The sequence below is a fragment of the Aromatoleum toluclasticum ATCC 700605 genome, assembly GCF_000378245.1.
Lineage (GTDB): Bacteria > Pseudomonadota > Gammaproteobacteria > Burkholderiales > Rhodocyclaceae > Aromatoleum > Aromatoleum toluclasticum.
This window is the reverse complement of sequence record NZ_KB899518.1, coordinates 1-25,668: the sequence shown is the minus strand read 5'-3', so window position 1 is coordinate 25,668 and position 25,668 is coordinate 1. Positions and strand designations below refer to the sequence as shown.

Below are 25,668 nucleotides of genomic sequence, written 5' to 3'. Positions count from 1 at the left end.
CTCCTCCAACTGCACATGCATTCCTTTATGCGGAACGCCGTTCTTTTAGAATTCGGACGAAAATTCCCCCTCCCGGAACAGGCGGGCCTGTTCGCGTCAGTTCTCGAATCGGCTCGGACGATCGCGGGCCGGAGATCGGCCTCGTGCCGGCTTCAATTCATGTGCTCAGCCCGGTTGCGCGGCCGATGCTGCCCCCGGATTCGGCGGCAGGTCGGCGAGCTCGGCTTCGTACACGCGCTCCATGCGCGGCGCTAGCCCGGACTTCGCGAGCGCCTCGGCGAACATCGTGCGCACGACCGGCGTCTCGTCGGCGTAGTCGATCTGGTCGCCTCCGAGACGGCGGCTGATCCAGGCCTTCGGCACGCCCTGCGCGTTGCGCATCGACACGACCTCGTGCTTGAACGCGAGGTAGCGCGCCGGGGTCGTGCCGGTGTTGAAATGCTGATGGAACCAGCGGTTCGGCGGCACAATCATGGTGCCGACCTGCCAGTCGTAGCGCCGCGGCGCCTCGCCTTCGGGCCACATCAGGCTATAGCCCTCGCCGCCGAGGATGATCACGTGCGCGCCGGGACCATGGCAGTGCGCCTTCTTGTAGGTGCCGACAGGAAACTGCGAGATGTGGCTGTTCATCGAGCCCTTCGCCATGTTGAAGCGGATGTGCCCGCCGCCGGCGCCGCGCTCGGCCGCGCTGATCAGCGGCAGGTTCACCGCGTCGGCGACGAAGTTCACGTCGAGCAGCAGCCCTTTCTGCTCGCCCTTGCCGGCGAAGAAATCCGGCTCGCCCGAGAAACGGTTGAGGAAGTCGTACTGCGTGTTGAAGACGAACTCGCTGTCCTCGTAGAGGTTGATGACGACCGGCGCGTTCGTCACCGAAACGAAGCGCGCGGGACGGCTGCCCGAGCCGTTGAAATGCTGATGCCAGGCGTTCAGCGGGACCGCGAACAGCGCGCCCGCCTTCCACTCGAAGCTCGCGCGCCGGCCGGCGTCGTTCCACACCGTCGTCGAACCCTGGCCCTCGAGCACGTAGATCATCTCCTCGAACAGCTGGCGCTGCGGCGCGAGCTCCTTGCCCGCGGGAATCTCGCAGACATAGCAGTCGTTCGACGTACGCGAGGCCTCGTGATTGATATACACGCCGCGCCCGCCGCGCCGCGGCCACGGTTTCAGCTCCACCGTGTTCAGGCTCGGTATGTAGTGCGCGCTGATGATGTCGAGCCCTTCGTCGCGCACCCAGCGCGTGTAGGGCGAGTCCTTCTCGGTCGCGAATTTCTTCGCGAGCTCGTCCGAGACGATTGCATCCTTGGCCATCCCCGATCGCTCCTCAATGACAAGTCATCCGGACCGCGTCGGCGCGGTCCGGCCGGTTGCTTTCCCTGCTCACTTCCCTGTGAGGTACTGCCGCACGAGCGCTTCCGTGAGGCGCATGCCGGGCTGGTATTCCGGCGCATCCTCGAACTGTTCGAGATCGTTCAGCCCGCACTGCTTGTAGATGCGGTTCACCGCCGAGATCAGCCGCACCGGCCGGTCAGGGCTCGCGTTGAAGTGCTGGTGCACGGTATTGGGCGGCACGTAGATCACGTCGCCCGCCTCCCATTCGAAGCGCTTGACCTCGTCCTGCACCTTCCAGTGGTACGTGTCGGTGATTTCGACGTCGCAATCCTGGTGCAGGTCGTAACCGCGCCCTTCGAGCACGTACAGGCATTCCTCGGCGAGGTGCCGGTGCTTGCCCGAGCGGCTGCCCGGCGGAATGATCTGCATGTACGCGTCGACGGTCTCCATGCGCGTGTTCATCTGCGAGTTGAGCAGATGCTTCAGTACGCCCTGGCGCGCGAGCTCCCACGGCATGTCTTCCGGCCGGATCACTTTCCGGCGCTGCCGGTTGCGCTCGGGCGCCTGCGCCGCGTCGTCGAGCAAGTTCTGATACAGCGCCTCGTTGGCGCCGCCCTTCAACCACACTTTCGATTCACCCCAAGCCACGATTCCCGCCTCCTCCCGGTTTCGATCCGCACACCCCGCGTCGGGGCTTCAGTCCTCTTCCCGCTCGCGCACGCGGTAGCCCTCGGCCCCGGGCGCCGGCGTCGTCGGCCGCGGCTCGACCATCTTCTGGAACAGCATGTTCATGAACATGTACATCGGCTTGGTCTTGATCACGAGCGCGCGCGCCGGCTTCTCGGGATCGGCGTTGAAGTGCTGATGCACGCAGTTGTTGTGCACGATCGCGATGTCGCCCGCCTGCCAGTCGTAGCGCACGCCGTCGTGGATCTCGTAGCCGCGGCCGTCGAGGATGTAGAACGCCGCCTCGTTCACATGCCCGTGCTTCTGCGACTTGCCGCCCGGCGCGTATTCCTCGAGATGGATGTGGAAGGTCTGGGTGAGGCCGTCCTTCGGCTCCATGTAGTGGCGGCTGAAGGTCTGCGGGCCGTCGCGGAACTTGATCTCGGAGCCCTTGCGCACGCGCGGCTGCGCGCGCAGCCGCGTGAGTTCGTCGTTGAGGTTGTACGGGCCGGCGATCGCGCGCACGAACACCCGGTCCTTCTTGCTGTGATAGTGGGACTCGGTGGCGTCGGGCGACGCCGCTCCGTCACCGCCCGTTCTCGGTTCGTTCATGGTTCCTCCTTCAGTGCTGCAGGGGTCGGGGGGCGCTTACGCCGCCTTCTTCTTTCGTTCGCCGAAAATCGCCACGCACTTTTCGGGGTTCAGCTGGATGTAGGTCTTCTCGCCGACCGCGGTTCCGATCGACGGATGCGCACGGGCGAGCAGCAGGCGTTCGCCGACCTTGACCTGGAAGTCGCGGTATTCGCCGAGAAACACGCGTACATCGACGACGCTCTCGAAAACGTTGCGTCCTTCCGGGCGCTGCTCCGACAGCACGACGTCCTCGGGCCGGACGGACACCATGACGTCGTCGCCCACGCGCAGCAGGTCGGCCGAGACGACGCCGAGCGCGCCGATCGGCGTGTCGACGACGTAGCCGCCGTCCTCGTGGGCGCCGAGCACGCTGCCTTCGATGAAGTTGGTCACGCCGACGAAATCGGCGACGAACTTGTTCGCCGGCCGCTCGTAGATGTCCTGCGGCGTGCCGATCTGCATGATCTGCCCTTCGCTCATGACCGCGATCTCGTGCGACAGCGCGAGCGCCTCGCTCTGGTCGTGCGTCACGTAGATCGTCGTCAGCCCGAGCTCGCGCTGCATGCGCTTCACTTCGAAACGCATGCGGTCGCGCAGCTTCGCGTCGAGGTTCGACAACGGCTCGTCGAGCAGCAGCAGCGCGGGCTCCATGACGAGCGCGCGGGCGAGCGCGAGCCGCTGCTGCTGACCGCCCGAGAGCTTCGTCGCCTCGCGCTCGGCGAGGTGGTCGAGCCGCACCGCAGCCAGCACCCGCATCACCTTGTCCTGGATTTCCTTGCGCGGGGGGCGCTTGCCGCCGACTTCCAGCGGGAACGCCGCGTTCTGGAAAACGTTCATGTGCGGCCAGATTGCGTACGACTGGAACACCATGCCGAAGCCGCGCTTGTTCGGCGCGACGAAAGTGTTCGTCGCAGACGAATAGACGATGCGCGAATTGACCGAGATCTGCCCCGACGTCGGTTTTTCGAGCCCGGCGATCGAGCGCAGCGTCGTCGTCTTGCCGCAGCCGCTGGGGCCCAGCAAGGTGAAGAGCTTTCCGTCGGGCACTTCGAAACTCACGTTCTGCACGGCTTTCACGATCTCGCCGCGCTCGTTCGGATACGACGTATTCAATGCATTGACGCTCAGCATCCTTTTCTCCTGGCCGTTTCTATTGCAGGGCTTCCTTCCTGTCACATCTCCTTGACGCCGAACCGCCTGCCCAGCCACTGCGCGAACAGGACCAGCGCGAACAGCGCGACGATGAACATCACGCCGAGCGCCGAGAGCTCGACGTACTGCCCGTTCTCCCACAGCTCCCAGACGACGATCGAGACGACTTCGGTGCCCGGGCTGTAGAGCAGGATCGAGGTCGACAGCTCGCGGATCGACACGATGACGATGTAGATCCAGCCGGCGAGGAGGCCGGGCTTCAACAGCGGCAGGATGATGCGGCGGAAGTTCGTCGCCCATGACGCGCCGCTCATCGACGCCGATTCCTCGAGCTCCTTGTGGATCTGCATCATCGAGGTCGTGCAGTAGCGCAGGCCGTACGGCATGAAGCGCGTGACGTACGCGAGCAGCATGATCCACAGCGTGCCGTAGATACCGATGTCGGCGTTGAGGTAGAACACCATCACCGCGAGGCCCAGCACCAGGCCCGGGAAGACCATCGGCAGCGACGCGAGGTTGTCGAGCAGCCAGCGCCCGGGGATCTTGGTCTTGACGACGATCCAGCAGATCACCGAAGTCAGCAGCATGATCAAGGTCGCCGACGCGAACGCCAGCACGACGCTGTTCCACACCGAATCGATGAGCGTCGGATAGCCGAGCACGAAGCGATACGCGTCGAACGTCAGCGTCTTGAGCGCGTCGACCGACGGCACGCTGTAGAACTTCTGGAACGACGACCACAGCAGCACCAGGAACGGCAGCGCGACGATCATCGCGAAATACAGGATGAACATGCCGGCCGTCAGATATCGCCACTTGCCCAGATCCATCGGCCGCGGACGGAAGCCCTTGCCGGTCATCGTCGAGTACTTGCTGCCCTTGCCCGACAGGCGCGACTGGAAATACACCGCGACCGTCGTGATCAGCAGCAGCGTCACCGCATACGCGGACGCAAGCCCGACGTTGCTCGGATACTGGTGGATCGCCTGATAGATCGACGACGTGAAGACGTGGATGCCGACGGGAAGCCCGATCAGCGCGGGCACCTCGAACGATTCGATCGCGCGGATGAACAGGATCAGCAGCGTCGCGAAGATCGCCGGCCATGCGAGTTTCAAGGTCACATGCCAGGCGACCTGGAACACGCTCGCGCCGCTCATCAGCGCCGACTCCTCGAGCGACGGGTCCATCGACCGGAACGCCGCCGTCATGATCAGGAACGCCATCGGCGAGTAGTGCAGGCCTTCGACCCAGATCATTCCCCAGATCGAATAGACGTTGAAGAACACGTAATCGGTCTGGAACCAGCTTTGCAGCGCGAGATTCAAGAGGCCGATCTTGGGGCTCGCGAGCAGGATCCAGGCGACCGTGAAGAGAATGCCGGGAATGATCAGCGGAATGATCGACAGCGCGAAGAACAGGTTCTTGAACGGCGTGTTCGTCCGCTCGTTCATCCATGCCAAGGTCGTGCCGGTAATGAACGCGAACACCGCCGTGCCGAGCGAGAACTTCAGCGACGTCAGGAACAACCGCAGCGTCTCGACGCTCGTGTAGGCGGTGCCGTAGTTTCCCAGCGTGAACTGCGCCGCCTTCGCCGCGGTCTGCGGCGTGAAGAAGCTCTGCCAGATCAGGAAGCCCAACGGCACCAGCCCGAGGTACGCGACCACCACGACCGACAAGCCGATGATGATCCATTTCAGGTCGATCCGTTGCCAGGGCAGCGGCGGCTTTTCGCTGAGCACAACGGACCGTTGATCGACGATCTCCATCACGACTCCTCCTTGTTGAGAGCGACGGGACCGGTCTCCCGGCCACCGCGCCCTTCGCGCGCTTCGTTCTTATTCCACTTTATGGACTTGCGCTATTCGCTGCGTCTGGACCGAAAACTATTCCAGCGACTGATGCGGTGTCAATAGAGACGACATCGATTTTTTTACTTTTTAATCAGATAATTAGCGTATCTTCCGGGCGTTTTTGACGAATCATTAGCGATCGATCCAGAGTCCATTTGTTGGACTTTTAATTCGCACTTGGTGCGACTCGGCGCCGGGACCGGAGAAACCGCGCCATTGCGGCGAATCTCGACGTTCGGTGCGGCACAACATCGCAAACACACGCCCCGCAGCCGCAGCCGCACACCGCGCCGGCGATGTCTTTCGTGGTAATGGCTCTTCCGAACGCGTTTGCGCCGGCGAACGCCCGTTCGCAAACCGACTGCACGGAGAATGAGCCGAACGCGTCACGCGCATCGACACCGCTCGAATGCACCCGCCGCGGATTCGGCGGAGTGCGCTGCGTACTGGCCCTGCAGCGCCTGCGTCCGCGGCAGGTCGACAATAGTCCATATTATGGTCGCGATTTTTCATCCATGACGCTATGCACATCATGCACAAGCCTATACTCGATTAACGCCGGCAGACTGTAGTCCACTTTTTGGACTTCATTGTCCGCAAGCGAACCGTCGTGCGCAGCACCGATTCGGCTTTCGCGCTGCGGCTTTCCACCGATTTCAACCGCCCTGTCCTGATGATCGAGGAGTACGCATGAACCGCCTATTCCGCAGCTCGTATCTCGTTTGGTCGCTGCTCGCGTTACCCATGTCGCAAGCCGCGTTCGCGCAGCCGGCGCCGTCCGACGGCGCGATCGCCGAAATCGCGCAGCTCGAAGGTCCGAGCCGGCAGCAGCGGCTCGTCGACGGCGCGAAGAAGGAAGGCGAGCTCGTCGTCTACGAATCGATGACCGGCGAGGACATCGCGCCGATCGTCGATGCGTTCAGCAGGAAGTACGGCATCAAGGTGAAGCTGTGGCGTTCGAGCTCCGAGAACGTGCTGCGGCGCGTCGTCAGCGAAACCCGCGCCGGGCGCTTCGAAGCCGACGTCGTCGAGAACAATGCGCCCGAGATGGAAGCGCTGCACCGCGAAAAACTGCTGCAGCGCGTGCGCTCGCCCCAGTTCGCCGACCTGATGCCGCAGGCGGTGCCGGCGCACGGCGAGTGGGCCGGCCACACGCTCGACGTCTTCGTGCAGGCCTACAACACCGAGAAGATCCGCAAGGAGGATCTGCCGAAGACGTTCCACGACCTGCTCGACCCGAAATGGAAGGGCCGGCTCGGCATCGAGTCCGACGACCAGGCGTGGTTCGCGGCGCTCGCGCAGGAGCTCGGCGAGGAGGCCACGCACAAGCTGTTCAAGGAGCTCGTCGCGACCAACGGCCTGTCGGTGCGCAAGGGCCACACGCTGCTGACGAACCTCGTCGCGGCCGGCGAAGTGCCGCTGGGCCTGACGATCTACAACAACAAGCCCGAGCAGCTGAAGCAGAAAGGGGCGGCGATCGACTGGTTCGTCATGCAGCCGATCGTCGCGCAGCTGCGCAGCGTCGGCGTGCTGAAGACCTCGCCGCACCCGCACGCGGCGCTGCTCTTCTACGACTACATGCTGGGCGAAGCGCAGCAGATCTCGTTCAGCCGCAACTACGTGCCGACGAGCCGCAAGATCGACGCGCCGCTCGCGCGCCAGCCGCTGAAGTTCATCGATCCGGCGCTCGCGCTCGACATGAACGAGAAATGGCTGAAGACCTACGAAGACGTCGTCACGAAGCGGGCCGCGCCGTGACGGGGGCATTCAACCTGGATCGCCTTCACGACAGCGCCGGGGCTCCGGCGCTGAGGCTGCACGACGGCGACGGGGAGCACATCCACGAGCTGTCGATCGGCGAGCGCGGCGCGATCACCGAGTTCATCTGGAAAGTCGACAACGTCGAGCTGACGACGGTCGGCATCGACATCGGCAGCTCGACGTCGCACCTGATGTTCTCGCGCGTGCGGCTGCAGCGGAAGACGCAGCTGTTGTCGAGCCAGTTCGTCGTCGTCGACCGCAAGATGCTGTGGCGCTCGCCGATCCTGCTGACGCCGTTCCTCGCCGACGAGACGATCGACGCGGCGGCGCTCGGCGCCTTCATCGACGACTGCTACCAGCAGGCGGGCGTCTCGCGTGCCGACATCGACAGCGGCGCGGTGATCCTCACTGGCGAAGCGATCAAGAAACGCAACGCGCAGGCGATCGCGGAGCTCTTCGCCGCCGATTCCGGCAAGTTCGTCTGCGCCTCGGCCGGGCACCATCTCGAATGCGTGCTCGCCGCCCACGGCTCCGGCGCGGTCGCGCTCTCGCGCGAAGCCGGCGCGACGGTGCTCAACGTCGATATCGGCGGCGGGACGACAAAGCTCGCGCTGATCCGCAACGGCGAAATCCTGAGCACCTGCGCGTTCGCGGTCGGCGGCCGGCTGATCGCGTTCGATACGCAGGGCCGGCTCACGCGCATCGACGAGGCCGCGCGCATCGTCGCGCATGCGCTCGGCATCGAGCTTCGTCTGGGGCAGTGTCCGGCGCTGCAGGATCTCGATCGCGTCGTCGCCGCGCTCGCCGACGTCGCGGTTTCGATGCTGCGGCAGCGCCCGCCTGCCGGGCTCGCCCGCGGGCTGTTGCTGACCGAAGCGCTGCCCGGTGCGGTCGCGCCCGACATGATCACGTTCTCGGGCGGCGTGTCGGAATACCTCTACGGCCGCGAGACCGCGCAGTTCGGCGACATCGCCCGGCCGCTCGCCGAGCGGATCGGCGATGCGTTCGGCGCCGACCGCATCCTGCCGCCGCTGCGCGACACGGGGCAGGGCATCCGCGCCACCGTGATCGGCGCGTCGCAGTTCTCGATGCAGGTCAGCGGCAAGACGATCCATCTGTCTGAGGTGGCGGCGTTGCCGGTCCACAACGTGCCGGTGCTGTTCCCCGCGCTGCCGGCCGACGGGGCGTTGCCCGCCCGGGCGGTCACGAGCGCGGTGGCCGCCGCGCTCGCCCGCGCACACGTCGAGCCGGACGCACCGGTGGCGGTGGCGCTGAAATGGCGCGGCGATCCGCATTACATACGGCTGCGCCATCTCGCCGAAGGCATCGCGGCGGCGATCGGCAGCGCGTCCGGATGCGAAGCGCCGCTGATCCTGATCAGCGACGGCGACATCGGCAAGACGCTCGGCCACATCCTCGAGCACGAACTCGCCCTCGCCCGCCCCATCGTGTCGATCGACGGCATCCAACTGCGCGAGCTCGACTTCGTCGACATCGGCGAGGTGATCGAGCCGAGCCACGTCGTGCCGATCATGATCAAGTCGTTGCTGTTCGCGGGCGGCAACGGCGCGCATCCCGCGGATCGCCCGAACACCGGCGCCCGTTATTCGATTCACTGATTTCACTGAGCGAAAAGGAAGACAACATGGACAGCACCGCTACACCGAAGGTTATGGTCGACTCTTACCTCGATTGGGTGAAGAAGGAGGGTCTGCCGATCACCGAGGATTTCGGGGTCGATCTCTTCCAGGTCGAGACTCGGCCCTGGGCACGCTTCGACGCGCAGGGCGCTGCGGTGCACCTGAAGGGGCGCGGCGACTTCATCAGCATGTTCGTGCTCGAGATCGCGCCGTCGAAAGCGACCGCGCCGCAGCGCCACCTGTACGAGGAAGTCGTCTATGTGCTGTCGGGGCGCGGCAGCACGACGATCGAGACGCCCGACGGCCGCAAGCACATGTTCGAATGGGGGCCGCGCAGCATGTTCGCGATCCCGCTGAACGCGAAATACCGCCACTTCAACGGCAGCGGCTCGGAGCCCGCGCGGCTGGTGTCGACGACGAGCCTGCCGGCCGTCATGAACATGTTCCACAACGAGGCGTTCATCTTCGAGAACAACTTCAACTTCGACGAGCGCATCGGCAGCGCGAAATATTTCGACGGCGAAGGCGACTTCATTCCGGTGCGTCCCGGCAACCACATGTGGGAAACGAACTTCGTGCCCGACCTCGCGTCGATCGAGCTCAAGCCCTGGGGCGACCGCGGCGCCGGCGGCACGAACATCATGTTCATCCTCGCCGACGGCACGATGCACGCGCACATCTCCGAGATGCCGGTCGGCACCTACAAGAAGGCGCACCGCCACGGCGCCGACTTCCACGTGATGTGCGTGACCGGCACCGGCTACTCGCTGCTGTGGTACGACGGCGAGCCCGACTTCCACCGCGTCGACTGGCAGCACGGCACGGTCTTCGCGCCGCCGGACCAGATGTTCCACCAGCATTTCAACGCGTGCCCGGAGCCGGCGCGCTACCTCGCAACCGCGTACGGCAGCCTGCGCTACCCCTTCACCGAAAGCAAACGCAAGTCGCTGTTCGGCGGCGTGTCGACGAGCCTCAAGAACGGCGGCGACCAGATCGAATATGCCGACCAGAATCCGCGCGTCCAACAGATGTACGAGGAAGCGACACGCAAAGCGGGCGTCACGGTGCGGATGTCGGCGTTCTTGTAGCACTCCAGGGGCTGGACCGGCATTCGTAGGGCTGGAAAGCGAAGCGCCTCCCGCCACGCGGCGGCCGGGCTCCGCTCCACCGTGGGTTGGCAGGATGCGCCTTCGGCTTTCCCGCCCTACGGTTCGTGCCTTTGCCTTGACCGGCTCAGCCCCTCGGTCGATAGGGGTGACGATGCGGATGGCGGTGCGGTCGCGTCGCCGCCTGCGGCGCCTCGTTGAATACCAACGACTTGATCGTCACCGGCACCGTCTGCGACGGCATCCGGATGCGGCCGAGGTCGATGTAGTCGAAATCCCACAGCACGACGCCGTCGATCGCGAGCACCTCGCTCGCGACGCTGAGCTCATCGCGCAGCAGGGCCCCGAGCGTCTGCGCGACGTCGCCGTCGAGGATCAGGTAGATCGGCAGCCGCCGCGCGACCGTGTTCGCGAGGCCGCGCACGATCCCCGCGGCGAGCGCCGACACGCGCGCATACGACGGTGCGCCGCGCCAGCGCAGCGCGAGCGCGACTTCGCGTTCGCCCTCTTCGAGATCGAAGGCCGCGAAATGCGCGCGGATTTCACGCGCGACGCGCTCCGGATCGATCGCGTCGCCGAAATCGCACGCGGGCTGCAGAACCTGCAGGTTCCGGCGCGGCAGCAGCTCGCGCGGATCGGAGATGTAGAGGGTGTTGCCGCTCAGCTGCACGGTGTATTCGGACGCGCCCAGCGCGGTCGCGCGGATGCATTCGCCCGGCGGCAGCAGCGGCCACGGCACCGCGCCGGTGTCGAGCCGATGCCGCAGCGCGGCGCCGAGCAGCAGCCCCATGTCGCCGAAATCGCGCCGCTCGCGTCGATACACGTACTCGCCGACGCCGCCGGAGAACATCACGCCGTCGAGCGCGCCGAGGTCCGGCAGCCGCTCGGTCAGATAGAAGCGTTCGACGTAGCCCGGCGACGGCGGTCCGACAATCGAGTCGAGGACGATGCACGCCATGGATTCGGCGACCCGCGACATGTCGGAGCGCTCCGCGCGCGCGCCGAGCTGCCACGCGTAGCCCGCCTCGACGGCGAGCCGCTCGCCGGCCGGATCGAGCCGCAGGATGCGCTGCGCCTCGTCGACGACCTGCAGCCGCCCGCCGATGTGCAGCGCCGCCGTCGCGAGGATCCGGCCACTGTCGACGAGCGCGAGCTTCGTCGTGCCGCCGCCGATGTCGACGTTGAGGATGCGCCTTGCGCCGTCGCGTGACGCGGCGACCGCGCCCGACCCGTACGCGGCAAGCTTCGCCTCCATGTGGTGGCCGGCGGTCGCGCAGACGAACTCGCCGCCGGTCTCGGCGAGCACGCCGGCGATTGCTTCGGCGTTGTCGCGCCGCAGCGCCTCGCCGGTCAGGATCACGACGCCGGTATCGACGTCGTCGGGATGCAGCCGCGCCGCCGCATAGGCTTCGTCGATGATCGCGCCGAGCGCCGCCTCGTCGATGCGCTCGGCGCTCTGGTACGGCGTCAGCGTGATCGGCGACTGATAGAGCGCGTCGCGCGCCACGACGACGTAGCGGCTCGACAGCTCCTCGGCAAGCCGGCGCAGCGCGATCCGCGAAAAGATCACCTGCGTGCCCGACGAGCCGATGTCGATGCCGACGCTGACGAGCGCGACGTGATCCTGCTGCCACATCGCGTCGTGCGCGTCGAGCCCGTCCGCGCCGAGGTGGTCGTGATCGTGGTCGTGGTCCCCGCCTTCGTCGTGATGGTGGTCGAAATCCTCGCCGTACAGGTGATCGGCGAGCCGATGGGTCCATCGTGCGTCGCGCTCTTCGTCGCTCACTGGACTACCCTCCGTTCGTTGAAAACTGTGCAGACCGTAGATACTGTTATCCGAGTTCAAGCGCCATGCACCATGGATTGAGCGGCGCCGTAGGGCGAGAAAGCCGTAGGCGCATTCCGCCGCATGGGAAGGTATCCACGCCCGCCGACATTGGGCGCCGGAACTGCACGGACCGACGACGCGATCGATGCGGCCTCAGCGCGGCACGTAGCCGAGCCGCTGCGAAACCGCTGCCGCGGCGCCGATCACCTCAGGCGCGAGCGCGGCAAGCTTCTTCTTCGTCAATCGCTGCGTCGGACCGGCGACCCCCACGGCCGCGATCACCGCCCCACCATGGTCACGCACAGGCGCGGCGATGCAGCGCATGCCGAGCTCGCACTCCTCGTTGTCGGTCGCGTAGCCGCGCGAGCGCACCGCCGCCAGCTCCTTGCGCAGCGCGGCGGGCGTGGTCGTCGTCTTCGGCGTGCGCGCGACGAGCCCTCCGTCGATCAGACGCCCGACCACCTCTTCCGGCTGGAAGGCCAGCAGCGCCTTGCCCTCCGCCGTGCAGTGCGCCGGCTTGCGCATGCCGAGTTCGGTGCTCATGCGGATCGCCTGGCGGCTTTCCAGATAGTTGATGTAGACGATCGCCGCCTCGTCGCGGATCGCCAGGTGCACCGTCTCGCCGCTCTGCTCGCGCAGTTTCATCAAATACGGCCGCGCCTCGGTCGAATAGTCCATGCGGCGCCGCACGAGCGCGCCGAGCTCGAAGACGGCGAGCCCCAGCCGGTACCTGCCGCTCTCGGTGTTCTGTTCGAGCATGCCCGCCTCGATCAGCGTCGACGCGAGCCGGTGCACCGTGCTTTTCGCGAGCTGCAGCTGCCGCGCGAGCTGCGTGATGCCGATCTCGTAGTCGTCGTCCGAAAACGCCTTCAGCAGGCGTATCGCATTGGCGACCGACGACAGCCGCTTGTCGGAATCGTCCTTCCGCGCACGTTTCGTGTTGTGTTCCATGTATCAGAACTCCATCCTCATATACGGAACACATCCTACCAGTCGCCGGACGCAGCGTAATAACCGGCCCGCCTCCTAGGCCGGCTTCGACAGCCGGATCGCGAGCCTGAAGCTCACGAACAGCATCGCCAGCAAGGCCGCGGTGATCGCAATGCCGGCGCCCTCGACGAGGGTGGCCACCGTCGGTACGAAATATCTGGCGATGCCCAGCAAGGCGATGCCGAGGCTCAGGAACGCGATGACGAGCCCCATGACGCGCGAGACGATCAGCGCGCGCCGGTCCGCGGCCAGCAGGAGCCGTGCGATCCACAAGCCGTTGACGCCGTCGGTGACCATCATGCCGAACATGAACACGACGCCGAGCGCCGCCGAATAGAGCCAGCCGGCGAGCGACGACGCCGTCAGCGAGAACAGCGCCGCCTGGCTCAGCGTGTCGAACGACAGCGCGAACGCGGCGCCGACGAAGGCGATGACGACCGGGTGGCTCGCCTCGCCGAGGCGCCCGAGTAGGCGCCCCTTGAGCCCGACCGGGCGCACGACCTCGCCGCACGGCGCCTGGAACACCGCCCACAGGTTCGCGCTGCCGAGACCGAGCAGGAACAGGATCGAGATCCACGCGCCGACGTCCTCGAGCCAATCGGGCGCCGACCACTGCTGTGCCGCGACCGCGACGGCCGCCGCGACCGCGGTCACGACGACGCCGTGACCGAGCGAGAACAGGAACCCGGACCAGCGTGACAGGCGCGGCTTCGTTCGCAGGTTGAATCGCGTCAGCCCATCGATCGTCGCCAGATGATCGGGGTCCATGCCGTGCTTCAACCCGAGCAGAAAAACCACGACGGTCAGCCCGAGCATTTCATGCGGCAATGTGTCCATTTGATTGCACCCTTTCCAGAATTGCGCGCCGAAGCGATCGGCACGCCGGTCTCATTGCCCCAGGAACAGCTCGTTCCACGTTTTTTCCCACACCTGCGCCTCGTCGAGCACGGTCGCGGGATCGACCATCGTGTAGGTGAAGTCGTTGAGCTCGGTCTTGACCTTGCGGCTCACCGGCACGCGCCCCATCGAGCTGAACAGCTCCTGCCCTTCGGGCGACAGCAGGAAGTCGGCGAACAGCAGCGCCGCGTGCGGGTGCGGCGCGTTACGCGCGACCGCGACCCCTTGCGGACGCCCGACGACCGGCTCGACCGGCACCCAGTCGACCGGCCCGCCGCGACGCTTCATCGATTCCGCGTAGGTGTTGTAGACGGTCAGCCCGACCGGCACCTCGCCCGCGGCGACGAGCTCGGACAACAGCGTGTGCCCCTTGCGCACGTCCGGCTTCAGGTCCGCCAGCCGGCGGAAGAACGCCATGCCCTTGTCCTTGCCCCAATGCTTGACGACGGTCGCGAGCCACTCATGGTCGGTGGCTTCGATGCCGATCCGCCCCTTCCATTTCGGATCGGCGAAACCTTCGTAGGTGCGCGGCAGCTCGTCGCGTCGCACTTTCGTCGTGTTGTACGCGACGACGAAGAAATTCACGCGGTCCGACACCCACTGCCGATGCGCCGGCAACGCGGACGCCGGCAGATCGGCGAGATACGGGCTGTAGAACTCCGACAGCAGCTTTTCGCGCGTCAGCATCTCGAGCTCGGGGCCGTTCGTCTCGATGACGTCGACCGCGAAGCGCTTGCCTTGCGCCTCGGCCACGGTCCGCTGCACGACTTTCTCGCTGACCGCACGCCACATTTCGACCTTGATGCCGTATTTCTTCTCGAACGCCTGCGTCAGCGGGATCGACTCGGTCGTCGCGAGCGACGTATACAGCACGAGCTTGCCTTCCTCCTTCGCCTTGTCGACGAGGCGCGCCACGCGATCGTCACCGCGGTACATGTAGATCGCTTCGTTCGGCGCGCCCGACTGCGCGCCGGCGGCCGTCGCCCACGCGAGCGCGGCCATCACCGCGACGCGCGACCAGATTTTGCATTCTCCAAGCCAGCTCATCTTTTGCTCCTCCGGTAATGCCAATTAACCCGGCAACCAACTGCCGTTCGGGCTGAGCCTGTCGAAGCTCTGCCACCCGCCCTTCGACAGGCTCAGGGCGAACGGTTGTTATTAATCGGCGCTTTCATATGTGGTTCCTGCCGTCGGCACTGCAAAACCGGTCGGTCGCAGCGACGAGCGAACGCTGGATGCCGGGCTCGCTCGACGAATGGCCTTCGCCGGGGACGACAACGAGCGTCGCGGCGAGCCACGTGCGGCACAGCGCCCACGCGGAGGCCGGCGGTGTCACGGCGTCGGCGCTGCCCTGCACGACGACACCGGGAATGCCCGCGAGGCGATGGGCGCCCGCAAGCAGCTCGCCTTCTTCGAGGAAGGCGCGATGGACGAGATAGTGGGTCTCGATCCGCGCGCGCGTCAGCAGCGCAGCGTCACCGGCGTCGTCGGCGGCGTCGGCGGCGTCGGCGGCGTCGGCAGGCCCACCGGCGATCAGCACATCCTCCCAGGCGCACCATGCACGCGCCGCCGGCAGTGCGACCGCGGGATCGGCGCTCACGACGCGACGGTGGTAGGCGCCGACGAGCTCGTCGCGTTCGTGCGCGGGAATCGGCGCGACGAATCGTTCCCAGGCGTCGGGAAAGCGCTGCGACGCGCCGTGCGCATACAGCCAGTCGAGCTCGCGCTGCAGGCCGAGGAACACCGCGCGCAGCACCAGCGCGGCGACCCTCGCCGGATAGCGCTGCGCGTACGCGAGCGCGAGCGTCGCGCCCCACGAGCCGCCGAACACCAGCCACCGGTCGATCGCCAGCGCCTCGCGTAGTTTTTCGATGTCGCCGATCAGGTGCGCGGTCGTGTTCGCCTCGAGCCGGTCGCGCGGCTCGGAGCGCCCGCAGCCGCGCTGATCGAACAGCACGATGCGATAGCGCGCCGGGTCGAAGAAGCGCCGCGCGTCGGCCGTCACCGCGCCGCCCGGTCCGCCATGCAGGTACAGGGCCGGCCGCCCGAGCGGGTTGCCGCCGACCTCCCAGTGGATCCGATGGCCGTCGCCGACATCCAGGAAGCCCGCGTCGTGCGACGCGACCGGCGGATACAGCGCGACGGCCGGCGATGCGGGCACGCTGTCCCAGCTCATGCCGGCGCCGTCCCCAACGTAGCGGACCGTTCGGCATGCGCGCCGGCCTCCGGCGGACGACCGAGCGCGCTCGACGCCGGAAACACCAGCGATTTCACCACCACCGGCACCGCGCCCGAAGTTTCGAGCAGCGCGCCGATGTCGATGAAATCGAACTCGGCGACGGAGATCCCGTCGATCGAGACGACCGGGTTCGGCACGCGCAATTCCTCGCAGCAATGGATGCCGACGAGGCCGCCGACGTCCCCGTCGCCGACCAGGATCAGCGGCAGGCCGCCGTCGATGAGCGGCGCGAGCCCGGCGAGCAGGCCGCGACAGAACGCATCGAGCCGGCCGAAGGTCGCCGAGCCGCGCCAGCGATAGCAGATCGCGACAGCGCGGCTGCCGTCGTCGAGCTCGAGCCGGCACAGCGAGCGCCGCGTCGCGTCGGCGATCGAATCGGCATCGAGCACCTCGTCGTCGAGCGGCAGGCCCGGCACGACGACCGGCACGTTCCTCAGTGGCAGCGTGTCGGCGGGCGCGACGAAGATCGTGCCGCCGCTGACCTGGACGGTGTATTGCGAGGCGCCGACGACGGTCGCGCGGATGCCTTCGTCGGGGCTCGCGATGCGCGGCCCCCACGCATCGACCCGCCGCAACACCGCCTCCGCGAGCGCTGCGCCGAGGTCGCCATACGAGCTGCTCTCGCGCCGGTAGACGTATTCGGACACGCCGCCGGAAAACGTCACGACGTCCGGTCCGCGCCCGGGCGCGAGCGGCGCGAGGCGCAGCAGGCGCGAGGTTCCGGCGCTCGCCGCGGCGCCGTTCATCGCCTCGAAGAGCCGGTCGGCCATGATCTCGACCATCCGCTGCAGCCCCGCAGGATCGACCCGCTCGCCGAGCTCGAGCACGAGGCCCGCCTCGCTCGCGAAGCGCCGGCCGGCCTCCTCGATGCGCCGCACGCGCCCTTCGTCGTCGAACGCAACGATGCGCGCGCCGACGTCGATCGCCGTCAGGTCGACGACCGCACCGGCCTCGCAGACCGCGATCTTCGACGTCCCGCCGCCGATATCGACGTTCATGACCCGCACGCCGTCGCGGATCGAGCGCGCGACTGCGCCGGAGCCGTATGCCGCGAGCGTCGTCTCGAGCGCATCGCCGGCGCTGACCGACACGAACTTGCCCGCCTGCGAGGCGAAGAGCTCGCCGATCGCACGCGCGTTGTGCCGCCGCACCGCGACGCCGGTCAGGATCAGCGCGCCGGTGTCGATCGCCGACGGCTCGATGCCCGCGAGCGCATATTGGCGCCGGATGAAGCAGCCGAGCTCGAGTGCGTCGATCGTCATGTCGTCGGCGTAGGGCGTCAGCAGCACCGCCGACTCGTAGACGATCGAGCGCTCTGCGACGACGTAGCGGTTGTCGAGCCGTTCGAGCACGAGACGCGAGAACGCCAGGTGCGACGTCGACGAGCCGATGTCGACGCCGACGCTGAGCAGCCGGATCTCATCCTCGACTTCGAGGCTGCGCCTGACGCTGCTGAAGAACACCCTGCCGCCCGCCGGATCGCGCATGCTGAACGCCTCCCCTGGGGATGCCGACCGGGCTCGCCTACTTCCCGCCGACCGCGTCGGCCGGCCGCACGTACCACGCCGGGTCCATGCGGCTCGCGATGCCGGCGTTCTTCAGCGTGCGCTCGTACTCGTCGCGGATGTACGGATCCTCGAGCCAGTACGGAATCGCGGTGCCGCCCTCATTGACGTCGATCGCCGTGTAGTCCGTATGCTCGGCGCCGGGCGCGCCGGGGTCGCGCCCCGGGTTGTGCGGGCCGAACCACGCGGTGAGCCGGAACCCTTCCTCGCCAACGCCGAAATGCTGGTGGTACCAGCGCGCGCCGCCCGGCGCCGCAGTGACCAGACCGACCGGCTCGTAGTCGAGGCGGCGCACTTCGTCGGCCTTGCCGTCCTGCCACGGATTGACGCCGAGCTGCTCGGGCCAGGTGTAGGTGTAGCCCTTGCCCGTCACGCAGATCAGCACCGCGGCCGACGTGTGCGCATGCGCCTTCGAGTAGCGGCCGTTCTCGTGCTCGCCGATCCAGTAGTAGAAACAGTTGTTCGTCATGAACGGCTCGACCCGCCGATAACCCGGCGAGCGGCGGTTGTCGAGCGGCAGATCGCAGCGCGCGATGTCGGGAATGAAGTTCGTGCGGCGCATCGCGAGCCCGCGGACCGGATCCGTCTCGATGTCGTCGTTCGGCTTGTAGAAGTCGTCGGCGCCGCTGAAGCGGTCGCGGAACACGAACGGGTTGTCGAACACCGCCGCGACGTTGTTGAGCTGGTTCAGCACGTTCGGCGCCGTCGTGCCGGCGAGCAGCAGCGCGCCGCCCGAGGTCGCGTTGACGATGCGGTGCCAGGCGTTCATCGGGATCGAGAACATCGAGCCCTGCTGCCATTCGAAGACGTGCTTGCGGCCGTCGCCTTCGAGCCAGACCTCGGTCGTGCCGCGCCCTTCGACGACGAGGAAGATTTCCTCGTACATGTGCTTTTCGGGGTTCAGCGCGTCGCCCGGCGGCACCTCTACGACGTAGCAGCCCCACTTCGTCTCGGTGCCGTACAGCTGGATGAAGTGACCGCGGCCGCCGGTGCGCTTCCACGGCACGAGCGGCAGGTTCTGCACCTTGCTGATGCCGATGTCGCGAAACACCGGAATCCCCTCCGACTCCATGAACGAGTCGTACGGCGTCGGCTGCTTCCTGAACTTGCCGAAGCCGGCCTTGCGGTTGCCGGCGGGCTCGTGCCAATGGGCGAGGTTCTTGTCATGCGGCATGTCGTTCTCCCGGGCGCTGCGTCGCTGATCGAAATATTCCAGCCGACTCTAACATCGCGCATTTCGCCAATTCAACGAAAATGGACCGATGTTTCATATACCGGAACTCTTTCTACATTCGTTCGCACGGCCCCCGCCGCCGCGTGCACACAGCCATCCGCCGAGCAGCAGCAGCGCGGCGCTGCCCCAGAACACCGGCAGGACGCCGGTCGCGGCGCCGAGCGAGCCGAACGCGACCGGAATGACGATCTGCGTCGCCTTGTTGACGGTCACGCGCAGGCCGAGCGCTTCGCCGGCGCGGCCTGCGGGCGAGCGGTTGTAGGTGAGCACGACCGACAGCGGCTGCCCGCAGCCGAGCCCGAGGCCGAGCACGAACGCGATCGCCACGAGCATCGCGAGATCGTCGAACAGCGGGAACAGCAGGTAGGTCGCGCCGGCGACGAGCAGCGACGCCGCGAGCACCGGCTCCTCGCCGAAGCGCCCGGCGAGCTGCGGCATCCACAGCCGGACGACGAAGGCCGCGGCCGCCTGTGTCGCGAGCAGCACGCCGATCGCCGACGCGGAAAAGCCGAGCGACTTGCCATAGACCGGCGCATAGAAGCCGAAGAGCTCGACGCCGGTGAGGACCAGGCCGCTGACGACGTAGGTGCGGCGCAGATCCGCGTCGGCGAGCAGCGCGAATACGCCGCCCGTACCCACAGCCTCGCGCGCCGCGGGCGGCGTCGCGAGCCCGCGTTCGCGGCGGAGGAGAAGGAAGCCGGGCAGCACGCACACGGCCGCGAGCAGCAGATAAGCCGCGATGTGGCCGCGCGCGTCGATCGCGCCGCCGACGACGAGCGGCGCGACGAACGCGGACACCGCGGCGCCGAGGCTGAACAGGCCGAAGTTGTGCGTGCGCTTCGCGCCGTCGCCAAGCGAGCCGACGAGCTTGTGCGCGGCCACGTGGAAGTACACGTTCGCGATGCCGATCAGCGTCGCCGACGCATACAGCGCCGGCAGCGTGGGCATCGCGACCGGCAGCAGCAGGCCCGCGGAGGTGCCGAACGAACCGGCGATCATCGGCCGACACGCGCCGAACCGGTCCGACACGCGCCCCGCGTGAACCGACAGCAGCAGCGGCACGCACGCGTACGCCGAAATCAGCAGCCCGAGCGAAAACGGGCGGGCGCCGAGCTCGATCGCATGCAATGCGACGAGCATCTTGCTGCCCTTGAACGCGATCTGGTTCAGCAGCGCGAGCGCGACGACGATCCGGATACCCATGCGACTCCTCGTAGCTGCCCGAGGGCGACGCGCCGGCCGCGTCGCCGCGCAAGCCGTTTCAGCTTGCCGGCTTGACTGGCTCCGGGTCCGCCTCGGTAGCGAACGCGACATGGACGTGGATGCGCGGATGCCGCTCGAGCCAGTCGCCGACCGCCGGGTGGCCGCAGGCGCCCTTGTCATCGACGATCAGATGCAGATCGACGCCGCGCGCGTTCTCCCGGTCCAGCCGTTCCAGGAATTCGAGAAACGCGTTGTCGTCGGCCGACGCGCCGGGCGCGGCGACAGGCGGCGCCATGCGCACCGGACGATTCGGCGCGATCCCGGCCGCCTTCCAGATGCCGTGGATCGTAGACGTCGACAGCCCGGTCGCGCGCGCCATGCCGCGGCAGGTCCAGTGATCGGCGCCGTCCGGCGGCGGCTGCGTCGTCATCGCAAGCACCTGCCGGACCTTCGCCTGCGGCACCGGCGGCTTGCCGGGCTTGCGCGGCTTGTCCTTCTTCAAGCCGTCGATACCGGCCTCGGCGTAGCGCCGGCGCCAGCGGCTCAGCGTCGGCACGGTCGTGCCGAGCCGCCGCACGATCTCGCCGGTCGGCACCCCGTCGGCGCTCATCAGGATCATGCGCGCACGCAGCGCCTGCTTCTGCGGCGTGCAGCCGCGCCGGATCCAGGCCTCCAGCTCGGCCCGCTGCGCCTCACTCACAATCAACGTCGTCTGCGATCTCATATGCGATACGAAATCCGTCCGAAGTGTATGGATCGGCTGCCCGCGTCCGGCCGCGCGCTGCCGGGAGGGAGTCGGCAGCGCGCGCGGAACGGCCGGGCTTGTCGCCCGGCAGCGGGGCCCGGCTCAGCCGAGCAGGTAACCGAACTTCTCGCGTGCGACCTGCAAGTCCGCCGGACTCAGCTTGTTGACCAGCGGGAAGCGGTCGCGCCAGTGGAACGGCCGGCATGCGTCGATGATCGCGCGCGAGTTCGTGTAGTTGCCCTTCTCGCGGTCCTCGGGCGTGAGCCTCGGATCGAGCGGCGTGCTCCACGTGTTCGTGATGATGTCGATCGACGTCGCCGGGTCCGAGCGCGTGACCATCGCCCACATGACCTCCTCGAGGTTCGACGCATCGATGTCGTCATCGACGACGACGACGTACTTGCCGGCGTAGGCGCCGACGTGGCACTGGCTCGCGATGTGGCCGACCTGCTTCACGTGGCCGGGATAGCGCTGCTTGATCGACACCGCGAGCAGCATGCGCGCGCCGCCGCATTCGTGCGCCCACGCCGCGGTGATGTCGGGCACGCCGGCCTTCTCGATCTCCTGCTTGAGCAGCGCCGAACGCGTGACCGCGCGGTAGCGCGCCATCTCGTCGGGCGGACACAGCGGCGGGCAGCCGAGAATGATCGGATTGTTGCGATGGTAGATGGCCTTGATCTCGAGCACCGGCTCCTCGCGCACGTCGCTCGCGTAATAACCGGTCCATTCGCCGAACGGGCCCTCCTTCTTGCGCTTCGTCGGATGCACGTAGCCTTCGATGACGAGCTCGGCGTTGGCCGGGATCGGGATGCCGGTGACCTTGCCGCGCACCATCTTCGTCGCCTTGCCGCGCAGCGCACCGACCATGTCGAACTCGCACACGCCGTACGGCACCTCGCTGCACGCCATCAGGAAGGTCAGCGGATCGCCGCCGACGACGATCGCGGTGGGCATCGGCTCGCCGCGCGCCTCGTACTTGTCACGGTGGATGCGGCCGTGCTTGCCCGGCGAGATGTAGTAGCCGACCGTCTTCTTGTCGTGGATCATCACGCGATAGGTGCCGGCATTGAGCCATTTCTCGTCCGGGTCCATCGTGATGTCGTAGCTGCCGGTGCCGATGTAGCGGCCGCCGTCGTGCTCGTGCCACTGCGGCGTCGGGAACTTCGTGATGTCGATATCGTCGCCCATCAGCACGTTCTCGAAGATCGGTCCGTCCTCGACGATCTCGTGCGGGATCGGCTCCATGTCGCGCAGGCTGTTCTTGAGGAAGGCCTGCGACAGCTCGAGCCGCGAAAGATCCGTCGGAAAGCCCAACGTCATGTTCTTGCGGCGCCCGCCGAAGAAATTGACGAGCACGCGATGGCCCTTCTCGCAGCCGGGCACGTCGTCGAAGATCACGCACGGGGCGGCGTCCGAATGCATCGCGAGGTCGGCGGCCATGCCGATCTCCTTCTGCCAGGTCGCGCCCTTGATCACCTGCACTTCGCCGAGCTTCTCCGCCTCGGCGATCCATCCGCGCAGATCCTCGTAATCGATCCGGCAGCCCTCCGCCTGCCCCGCCTGGTTGCCGCCGACCACCTTGTTCAACACGTTATCATTCACTTGGTCTTCTCCTGCGTTGAGGCCGCGCCGCGTACCGGCCGGCCGTTCGAAAGGATTCGCTAGCGGGCCGCCTTCCACGGCACGAGCCAGCGCTCGAGCTCGGTCAGCGCGAGCGAGAACAGGAAACCGAGCAGCGCGACGACGATCAGGCCGACGTACATGGTTTCCACCGAGAGGATTTCCCAGGCGTTCCAGATCATGTGGCCGAGGCCGCTTTCGGCGCCGACCATCTCGGCGATCGTGATCAGGATCAGCCCCATGCCGACGCCGAGCTTCACGCCGGTCATGATCAGCGGCATCGCGCCGGGCAGCGCGATCGTCGTGAACACCTGCCAGCGGCTCGCCTTGAAGTTGTGGCCGACGTCGAGATAGATCTTGTTGATCTCCATGACGCCCGCCATCGCGTTGATCAGCACCGGATAGAACACGCCGGTGGCGACCATGACGATCTTCGACGCTTCGCCGAGACCGAAGATCAGCAGGATTAACGGCAGGATCGCGCTCTTCGGGATCGGGTAGGTCGCGGCGACGAGCGGGTCGAACACCGCGCGGATCGGCCGGGACAAGCCCATGACGATGCCGAGCGCGAGCGCCGGAATGCCGCCGAGCAGCGTCCCCCAGAAGAGGCGTGTCAGGCTTGCCGCGGTGTCGCTCCACAGCGCGCCGGATGCGACGAGCGCGGCGAGCCTCGCGCCGACCTGCGACGGCGCGGGAAAGAAGCGCGTGTCGATCGCACCGAGGCGCGCGCACAGCTCCCACACGAGCAGCAGCGCGAGCGGCGATGCGATGCCGATCACGAGATCGCGGTTCTTCGCTACGCGCATTTTCGTGCGCGATTGGGCGGCACGGGCCTTCTTCGCGACGCTCATGACCGTACCCCCTCCTCGTCCTGGGCGCGCGCCCGGCGCACCTCGTCGCGCAGTTCGTCCCAGATGTTGTAGACGAGCGCGCCGTATTCGGGCCGCGCGCGCAGCTCGAGCACCTGTCGCGGTCGCTCGAACGGCACGTCGATGACTGTCTTGACCTTGCCCGGATGCGCGCTCATGACGAGGATGCGGTCGCCGAGCGTGACCGCCTCGTCGACGCTGTGCGTGATGAACAGCACCGTCTTGCGCGTCTCATCCCAGATGCGCAGCAGCTCGCCCTGCAGCAGCAGCTTGTTCTGCTCGTCGAGCGCCGAGAACGGCTCGTCCATCAGCAGGATCTCCGGGTCGTTCGCGAACGCGCGGGCGATCGATACGCGCTGGCGCATGCCGCCGGAGAGCTGATGTGGGTAGGCGTCCTTGAAACGCGTCAGGCCGATCCGCGACAGGTAGTGGCCGACGACCTCCTCGATCTCGGCGCGCGGCCGGCCGCGCATCGTCAGCCCGTACGCGGCGTTCTGCCACACCGTCATCCACGGAAACAGCGAATCGCCCTGGAACACCATCGAGTTCAGCGGCCGGGCGCTGCCCGAATGCGCGACCTCGACGCTGCCGTGCGTCTCGAACTCGAGGCCGCCGAGAATCCGCAGCAGCGTCGTCTTGCCGCAGCCGCTCGGGCCGACGATCATGAAGAAACATCCCACCGGGATGTCGAGCGACACGTCGTCGAGCGCGGCAAAGCGTCCGCGCCGCGTCTCGAAGATCTTCGCGAGGTTGTGGATACGGATCTTCGGCGCCGCCGCCTCACCCGCCGCGGCCGCCTGCGCGAGGTTGTGCTGGATCGAGTAGTCGCTCATTGCCCGCTCCTTCTCGCGTACGGGCCGAGTTCCTTCACCGCCGCCTCGACGAAACTGTTGTCGACCGCCTGCTCGACGCTGACCTCGCCCTGGATCAAGCCCTCGTCCTTGAAGAACTGCAGGTCGTTCCTCAGGCTCGCCTCATGCACGCTGCCGTTCGGATTGCAGCCGTTGGCGCTGATGACGCGGTAGGTCGCCGCGTCCTTCAACGGCGTGGCGGCGGTGAGGATGCCGATGATCTCGTCGCTGCCCGGCCCGACGAGCCGGCCGTCCTTCAGCGCGTCGTTGTAGTCGCGCACGCCGCGGAGGTACGCGCGCATGAACTTCCGCGCCACCTCCGGCTTTTCGCGCGCGAACGGCCCGGAATACAGCACGACCGCGAGCTGATGGTCCGGATAGGCCTCGTCGTCGCCGAGCACCTTCACCGCGGCGCCGCTCTGGATCGCGCGCGTGGCGGACGGTTCGGTCGTCAAGGCGGCGTCGACCGCGCCGTTCTGCAGCGCGAGCACGTGCTGCGGAAAGCCCATATAGACGCGCTCGACGTCGGCGGTCTTCAGCCCCGCCTTCTTCAGCATCTCGTTCATCGTCGAGGTCGAGGCACTGCCGGGCGCGCTCCCGGCGATCTTCATGCCCTTCAGATCCTTCAGCGTCTTGAACCGGCCGCCATCGACGAGGTCCTTGCGCACGAGCAGCGGTTGGTAGCCATATCCGGTCGGCGTCGAGCCCTTGTCCGCGACGATCTTGATACTGATGCCGCGCGCGATCGCGTTGTACAGCCCCGCCGACGGCGAGCCGCCGCCGACGTCGAGGTGCCCCGCCCCGAGCGGCGCGACCATCTTCGCCGCCGAGTCGAACGGGGTGAATGCGACGTCGAGCCCTTCATCGCGGAAATACCCCTTCTTGTCCGCGATCAGAAAACCGACGTCGCTGCTGGAATTGACGAGCCCCACCCGCACCGCCGTCGGAGCGGCGGCACAGGCGAGCGACGCCAGCGCGAGACAGGTTGCCGAGAAAAGCCTGAAGCATGCCGATTTCATCGATTGCTCCTCCTTTGTGTCGCTGACGCGGCGAGTGCCGCGCGGGCGGCGTCGCGATCGCGACGTCTTTTTTCTGCGTCTCTGCACGCGGGCGAACCCGAATCGGCGCGGACTCACGTCCGGCAATCGCCCGATTGGTATCCGCGTTTCAGCGTCACCGCGTGAAATGCCGAAATTTCTTCTTGTCGTCCTTCCTTCTTGCTGGTCCCTTCGGCACCCCCGCTCCGTCGATCCGGTCACATGGCCGGCGGGCGGGGGTTCCTCCTGATGATGGGGTGGCGGCGCTCAGCGCCCGGTGCGTGCGAGCGACAGCACCCAGCCGGCCATGCGCGAACGCATCTTCTCGATGTCCTTGGCGCCAAAGAAGTTTTCCGGCTTGACCAGATCGACCCCGTACACCGGACGGTGGAAGTCGCTCTCGTAGCCGTACGGCACCGTCGCGTCGATCCCCATCCCGCCTTCGAACAG

The 25,668-nt window shown here is 67.0% G+C and carries 21 protein-coding genes and 1 pseudogene; 3 read left to right on the top strand and 19 right to left on the bottom strand.

Annotation, left to right across the window (positions count from 1 at the left end):
• Positions 1–165 precede the first annotated feature (165 nt).
• From F464_RS0126780 to F464_RS0126760, 5 genes are all read right to left on the bottom strand, one after another.
• The gene (locus F464_RS0126780; RefSeq protein ID WP_018992951.1) at positions 166–1,308 is read right to left on the bottom strand and encodes a cupin domain-containing protein; all 1,143 of its coding nucleotides are present in this window, start codon (positions 1,306–1,308) and stop codon (positions 166–168) included.
• Positions 1,309–1,377: 69 nt separating this feature from the next.
• Positions 1,378–1,977, bottom strand: a complete 600-nt coding sequence (locus tag F464_RS0126775) for a cupin domain-containing protein (protein ID WP_026296364.1) — start codon at positions 1,975–1,977, stop codon at positions 1,378–1,380.
• Between the two features lie 48 nt (positions 1,978–2,025).
• The gene (locus tag F464_RS0126770; protein ID WP_018992949.1) at positions 2,026–2,607 is read right to left on the bottom strand and encodes a cupin domain-containing protein; all 582 of its coding nucleotides are present in this window, start codon (positions 2,605–2,607) and stop codon (positions 2,026–2,028) included.
• A gap of 36 nt (positions 2,608–2,643) precedes the next feature.
• Positions 2,644–3,759: an ABC transporter ATP-binding protein gene (locus F464_RS0126765; RefSeq protein ID WP_018992948.1), complete on the bottom strand. Its 1,116-nt coding sequence runs from the start codon at positions 3,757–3,759 to the stop codon at positions 2,644–2,646.
• 41 nt (positions 3,760–3,800) lie between these two features.
• Positions 3,801–5,549, bottom strand: coding sequence for an ABC transporter permease (locus F464_RS0126760; protein WP_018992947.1), 1,749 nt, complete (start codon positions 5,547–5,549; stop codon positions 3,801–3,803).
• A 774-nt stretch (positions 5,550–6,323) separates the two neighbouring features.
• Here F464_RS0126760 and F464_RS0126750 point away from each other — a divergent pair.
• Genes F464_RS0126750 through F464_RS0126740 form a run of 3 tightly spaced genes read left to right on the top strand, consistent with a single transcriptional unit; the run spans position 6,324 to position 10,122 of the window.
• Positions 6,324–7,391 carry an ABC transporter substrate-binding protein gene (locus F464_RS0126750; RefSeq protein ID WP_018992945.1) on the top strand — a complete coding sequence of 356 codons (1,068 nt, stop codon included), beginning with the start codon at positions 6,324–6,326 and terminating at the stop codon, positions 7,389–7,391.
• On the top strand, positions 7,343–9,013 hold the full coding sequence (locus tag F464_RS0126745) for an ethanolamine ammonia-lyase reactivating factor EutA (protein WP_157354236.1): 1,671 nt from the start codon (positions 7,343–7,345) through the stop codon (positions 9,011–9,013). The genes F464_RS0126750 and F464_RS0126745 overlap by 49 nt, the downstream gene beginning before the upstream one ends.
• A gap of 26 nt (positions 9,014–9,039) precedes the next feature.
• The gene (locus F464_RS0126740) at positions 9,040–10,122 is read left to right on the top strand and encodes a cupin domain-containing protein (protein ID WP_040395822.1); all 1,083 of its coding nucleotides are present in this window, start codon (positions 9,040–9,042) and stop codon (positions 10,120–10,122) included.
• Positions 10,123–10,267: 145 nt separating this feature from the next.
• On the opposite strand, the gene F464_RS0126735 is transcribed toward F464_RS0126740, so the two are convergent.
• The 14 genes and pseudogenes from F464_RS0126735 to F464_RS29695 all read right to left on the bottom strand — a co-directional run.
• Entirely contained in the window at positions 10,268–11,926 is a 1,659-nt protein-coding gene (locus F464_RS0126735) for an ethanolamine ammonia-lyase reactivating factor EutA (RefSeq protein ID WP_018992942.1), read from the bottom strand.
• Between the two features lie 195 nt (positions 11,927–12,121).
• Positions 12,122–12,919, bottom strand: a complete 798-nt coding sequence (locus tag F464_RS0126730) for an IclR family transcriptional regulator (protein WP_018992941.1) — start codon at positions 12,917–12,919, stop codon at positions 12,122–12,124.
• A 75-nt stretch (positions 12,920–12,994) separates the two neighbouring features.
• Positions 12,995–13,795 (bottom strand): HoxN/HupN/NixA family nickel/cobalt transporter, encoded by an 801-nt coding sequence (locus F464_RS0126725; protein ID WP_026296363.1) that lies wholly within the window; start codon positions 13,793–13,795, stop codon positions 12,995–12,997.
• Between the two features lie 51 nt (positions 13,796–13,846).
• A complete protein-coding gene (locus F464_RS0126720) occupies positions 13,847–14,902 on the bottom strand; it encodes an ABC transporter substrate-binding protein (RefSeq protein WP_018992939.1) in 1,056 nt (351 codons plus the stop codon).
• Positions 14,903–15,026: 124 nt separating this feature from the next.
• Positions 15,027–16,031: a prolyl aminopeptidase gene (gene pip / locus F464_RS0126715; protein ID WP_018992938.1), complete on the bottom strand. Its 1,005-nt coding sequence runs from the start codon at positions 16,029–16,031 to the stop codon at positions 15,027–15,029.
• Positions 16,028–17,581, bottom strand: a complete 1,554-nt coding sequence (locus tag F464_RS0126710; RefSeq protein WP_018992937.1) for an ethanolamine ammonia-lyase reactivating factor EutA — start codon at positions 17,579–17,581, stop codon at positions 16,028–16,030. Before F464_RS0126710 ends, pip begins: the two co-directional genes overlap by 4 nt.
• Positions 17,582–17,618: 37 nt before the next feature.
• Positions 17,619–18,833, bottom strand: a complete 1,215-nt coding sequence (locus F464_RS0126705) for a cupin domain-containing protein (protein WP_018992936.1) — start codon at positions 18,831–18,833, stop codon at positions 17,619–17,621.
• Positions 18,834–18,926: 93 nt separating this feature from the next.
• Positions 18,927–20,096, bottom strand: coding sequence for an MFS transporter (locus tag F464_RS0126700; protein WP_018992935.1), 1,170 nt, complete (start codon positions 20,094–20,096; stop codon positions 18,927–18,929).
• 58 nt (positions 20,097–20,154) lie between these two features.
• Entirely contained in the window at positions 20,155–20,796 is a 642-nt protein-coding gene (locus tag F464_RS30140; protein ID WP_232429045.1) for a helix-turn-helix domain-containing protein, read from the bottom strand.
• A 147-nt stretch (positions 20,797–20,943) separates the two neighbouring features.
• Positions 20,944–22,443 (bottom strand): UbiD family decarboxylase, encoded by a 1,500-nt coding sequence (locus tag F464_RS0126690; protein WP_018992933.1) that lies wholly within the window; start codon positions 22,441–22,443, stop codon positions 20,944–20,946.
• 59 nt (positions 22,444–22,502) lie between these two features.
• Positions 22,503–23,312, bottom strand: coding sequence for an ABC transporter permease (locus F464_RS0126685; RefSeq protein ID WP_018992932.1), 810 nt, complete (start codon positions 23,310–23,312; stop codon positions 22,503–22,505).
• Positions 23,309–24,163: an ABC transporter ATP-binding protein gene (locus tag F464_RS0126680; protein WP_018992931.1), complete on the bottom strand. Its 855-nt coding sequence runs from the start codon at positions 24,161–24,163 to the stop codon at positions 23,309–23,311. The genes F464_RS0126685 and F464_RS0126680 overlap by 4 nt, the downstream gene beginning before the upstream one ends.
• Positions 24,160–25,200: an ABC transporter substrate-binding protein gene (locus F464_RS0126675; RefSeq protein WP_018992930.1), complete on the bottom strand. Its 1,041-nt coding sequence runs from the start codon at positions 25,198–25,200 to the stop codon at positions 24,160–24,162. Before F464_RS0126675 ends, F464_RS0126680 begins: the two co-directional genes overlap by 4 nt.
• A 285-nt stretch (positions 25,201–25,485) precedes the next feature.
• Positions 25,486–25,668 (bottom strand): annotated as a pseudogene (locus F464_RS29695) (UbiD family decarboxylase); the annotation flags it as partial.

Bases quoted from the DNA above. Each gene is read 5' to 3' on its own strand.
- F464_RS0126780 (WP_018992951.1), bottom strand. From the start codon at position 1,308: ATGGCCAAGGATGCAATCGTCTCGGACGAGCTCGCGAAGAAATTCGCG.
- F464_RS0126770 (WP_018992949.1), bottom strand. From the start codon at position 2,607: ATGAACGAACCGAGAACGGGCGGTGACGGAGCGGCGTCGCCCGACGCC.
- F464_RS0126765 (WP_018992948.1), bottom strand. From the start codon at position 3,759: ATGCTGAGCGTCAATGCATTGAATACGTCGTATCCGAACGAGCGCGGC.
- F464_RS0126760 (WP_018992947.1), bottom strand. From the start codon at position 5,549: ATGGAGATCGTCGATCAACGGTCCGTTGTGCTCAGCGAAAAGCCGCCG.
- F464_RS0126750 (WP_018992945.1), top strand. From the start codon at position 6,324: ATGAACCGCCTATTCCGCAGCTCGTATCTCGTTTGGTCGCTGCTCGCG.
- F464_RS0126745 (WP_157354236.1), top strand. From the start codon at position 7,343: ATGGCTGAAGACCTACGAAGACGTCGTCACGAAGCGGGCCGCGCCGTG.
- F464_RS0126740 (WP_040395822.1), top strand. From the start codon at position 9,040: ATGGACAGCACCGCTACACCGAAGGTTATGGTCGACTCTTACCTCGAT.
- F464_RS0126730 (WP_018992941.1), bottom strand. From the start codon at position 12,919: ATGGAACACAACACGAAACGTGCGCGGAAGGACGATTCCGACAAGCGG.
- F464_RS0126725 (WP_026296363.1), bottom strand. From the start codon at position 13,795: ATGGACACATTGCCGCATGAAATGCTCGGGCTGACCGTCGTGGTTTTT.
- F464_RS0126720 (WP_018992939.1), bottom strand. From the start codon at position 14,902: ATGAGCTGGCTTGGAGAATGCAAAATCTGGTCGCGCGTCGCGGTGATG.
- pip (WP_018992938.1), bottom strand. From the start codon at position 16,031: ATGAGCTGGGACAGCGTGCCCGCATCGCCGGCCGTCGCGCTGTATCCG.
- F464_RS0126710 (WP_018992937.1), bottom strand. From the start codon at position 17,581: ATGCGCGATCCGGCGGGCGGCAGGGTGTTCTTCAGCAGCGTCAGGCGC.
- F464_RS0126705 (WP_018992936.1), bottom strand. From the start codon at position 18,833: ATGCCGCATGACAAGAACCTCGCCCATTGGCACGAGCCCGCCGGCAAC.
- F464_RS0126700 (WP_018992935.1), bottom strand. From the start codon at position 20,096: ATGGGTATCCGGATCGTCGTCGCGCTCGCGCTGCTGAACCAGATCGCG.
- F464_RS0126685 (WP_018992932.1), bottom strand. From the start codon at position 23,312: ATGAGCGTCGCGAAGAAGGCCCGTGCCGCCCAATCGCGCACGAAAATG.
- F464_RS0126680 (WP_018992931.1), bottom strand. From the start codon at position 24,163: ATGAGCGACTACTCGATCCAGCACAACCTCGCGCAGGCGGCCGCGGCG.
- F464_RS0126675 (WP_018992930.1), bottom strand. From the start codon at position 25,200: ATGAAATCGGCATGCTTCAGGCTTTTCTCGGCAACCTGTCTCGCGCTG.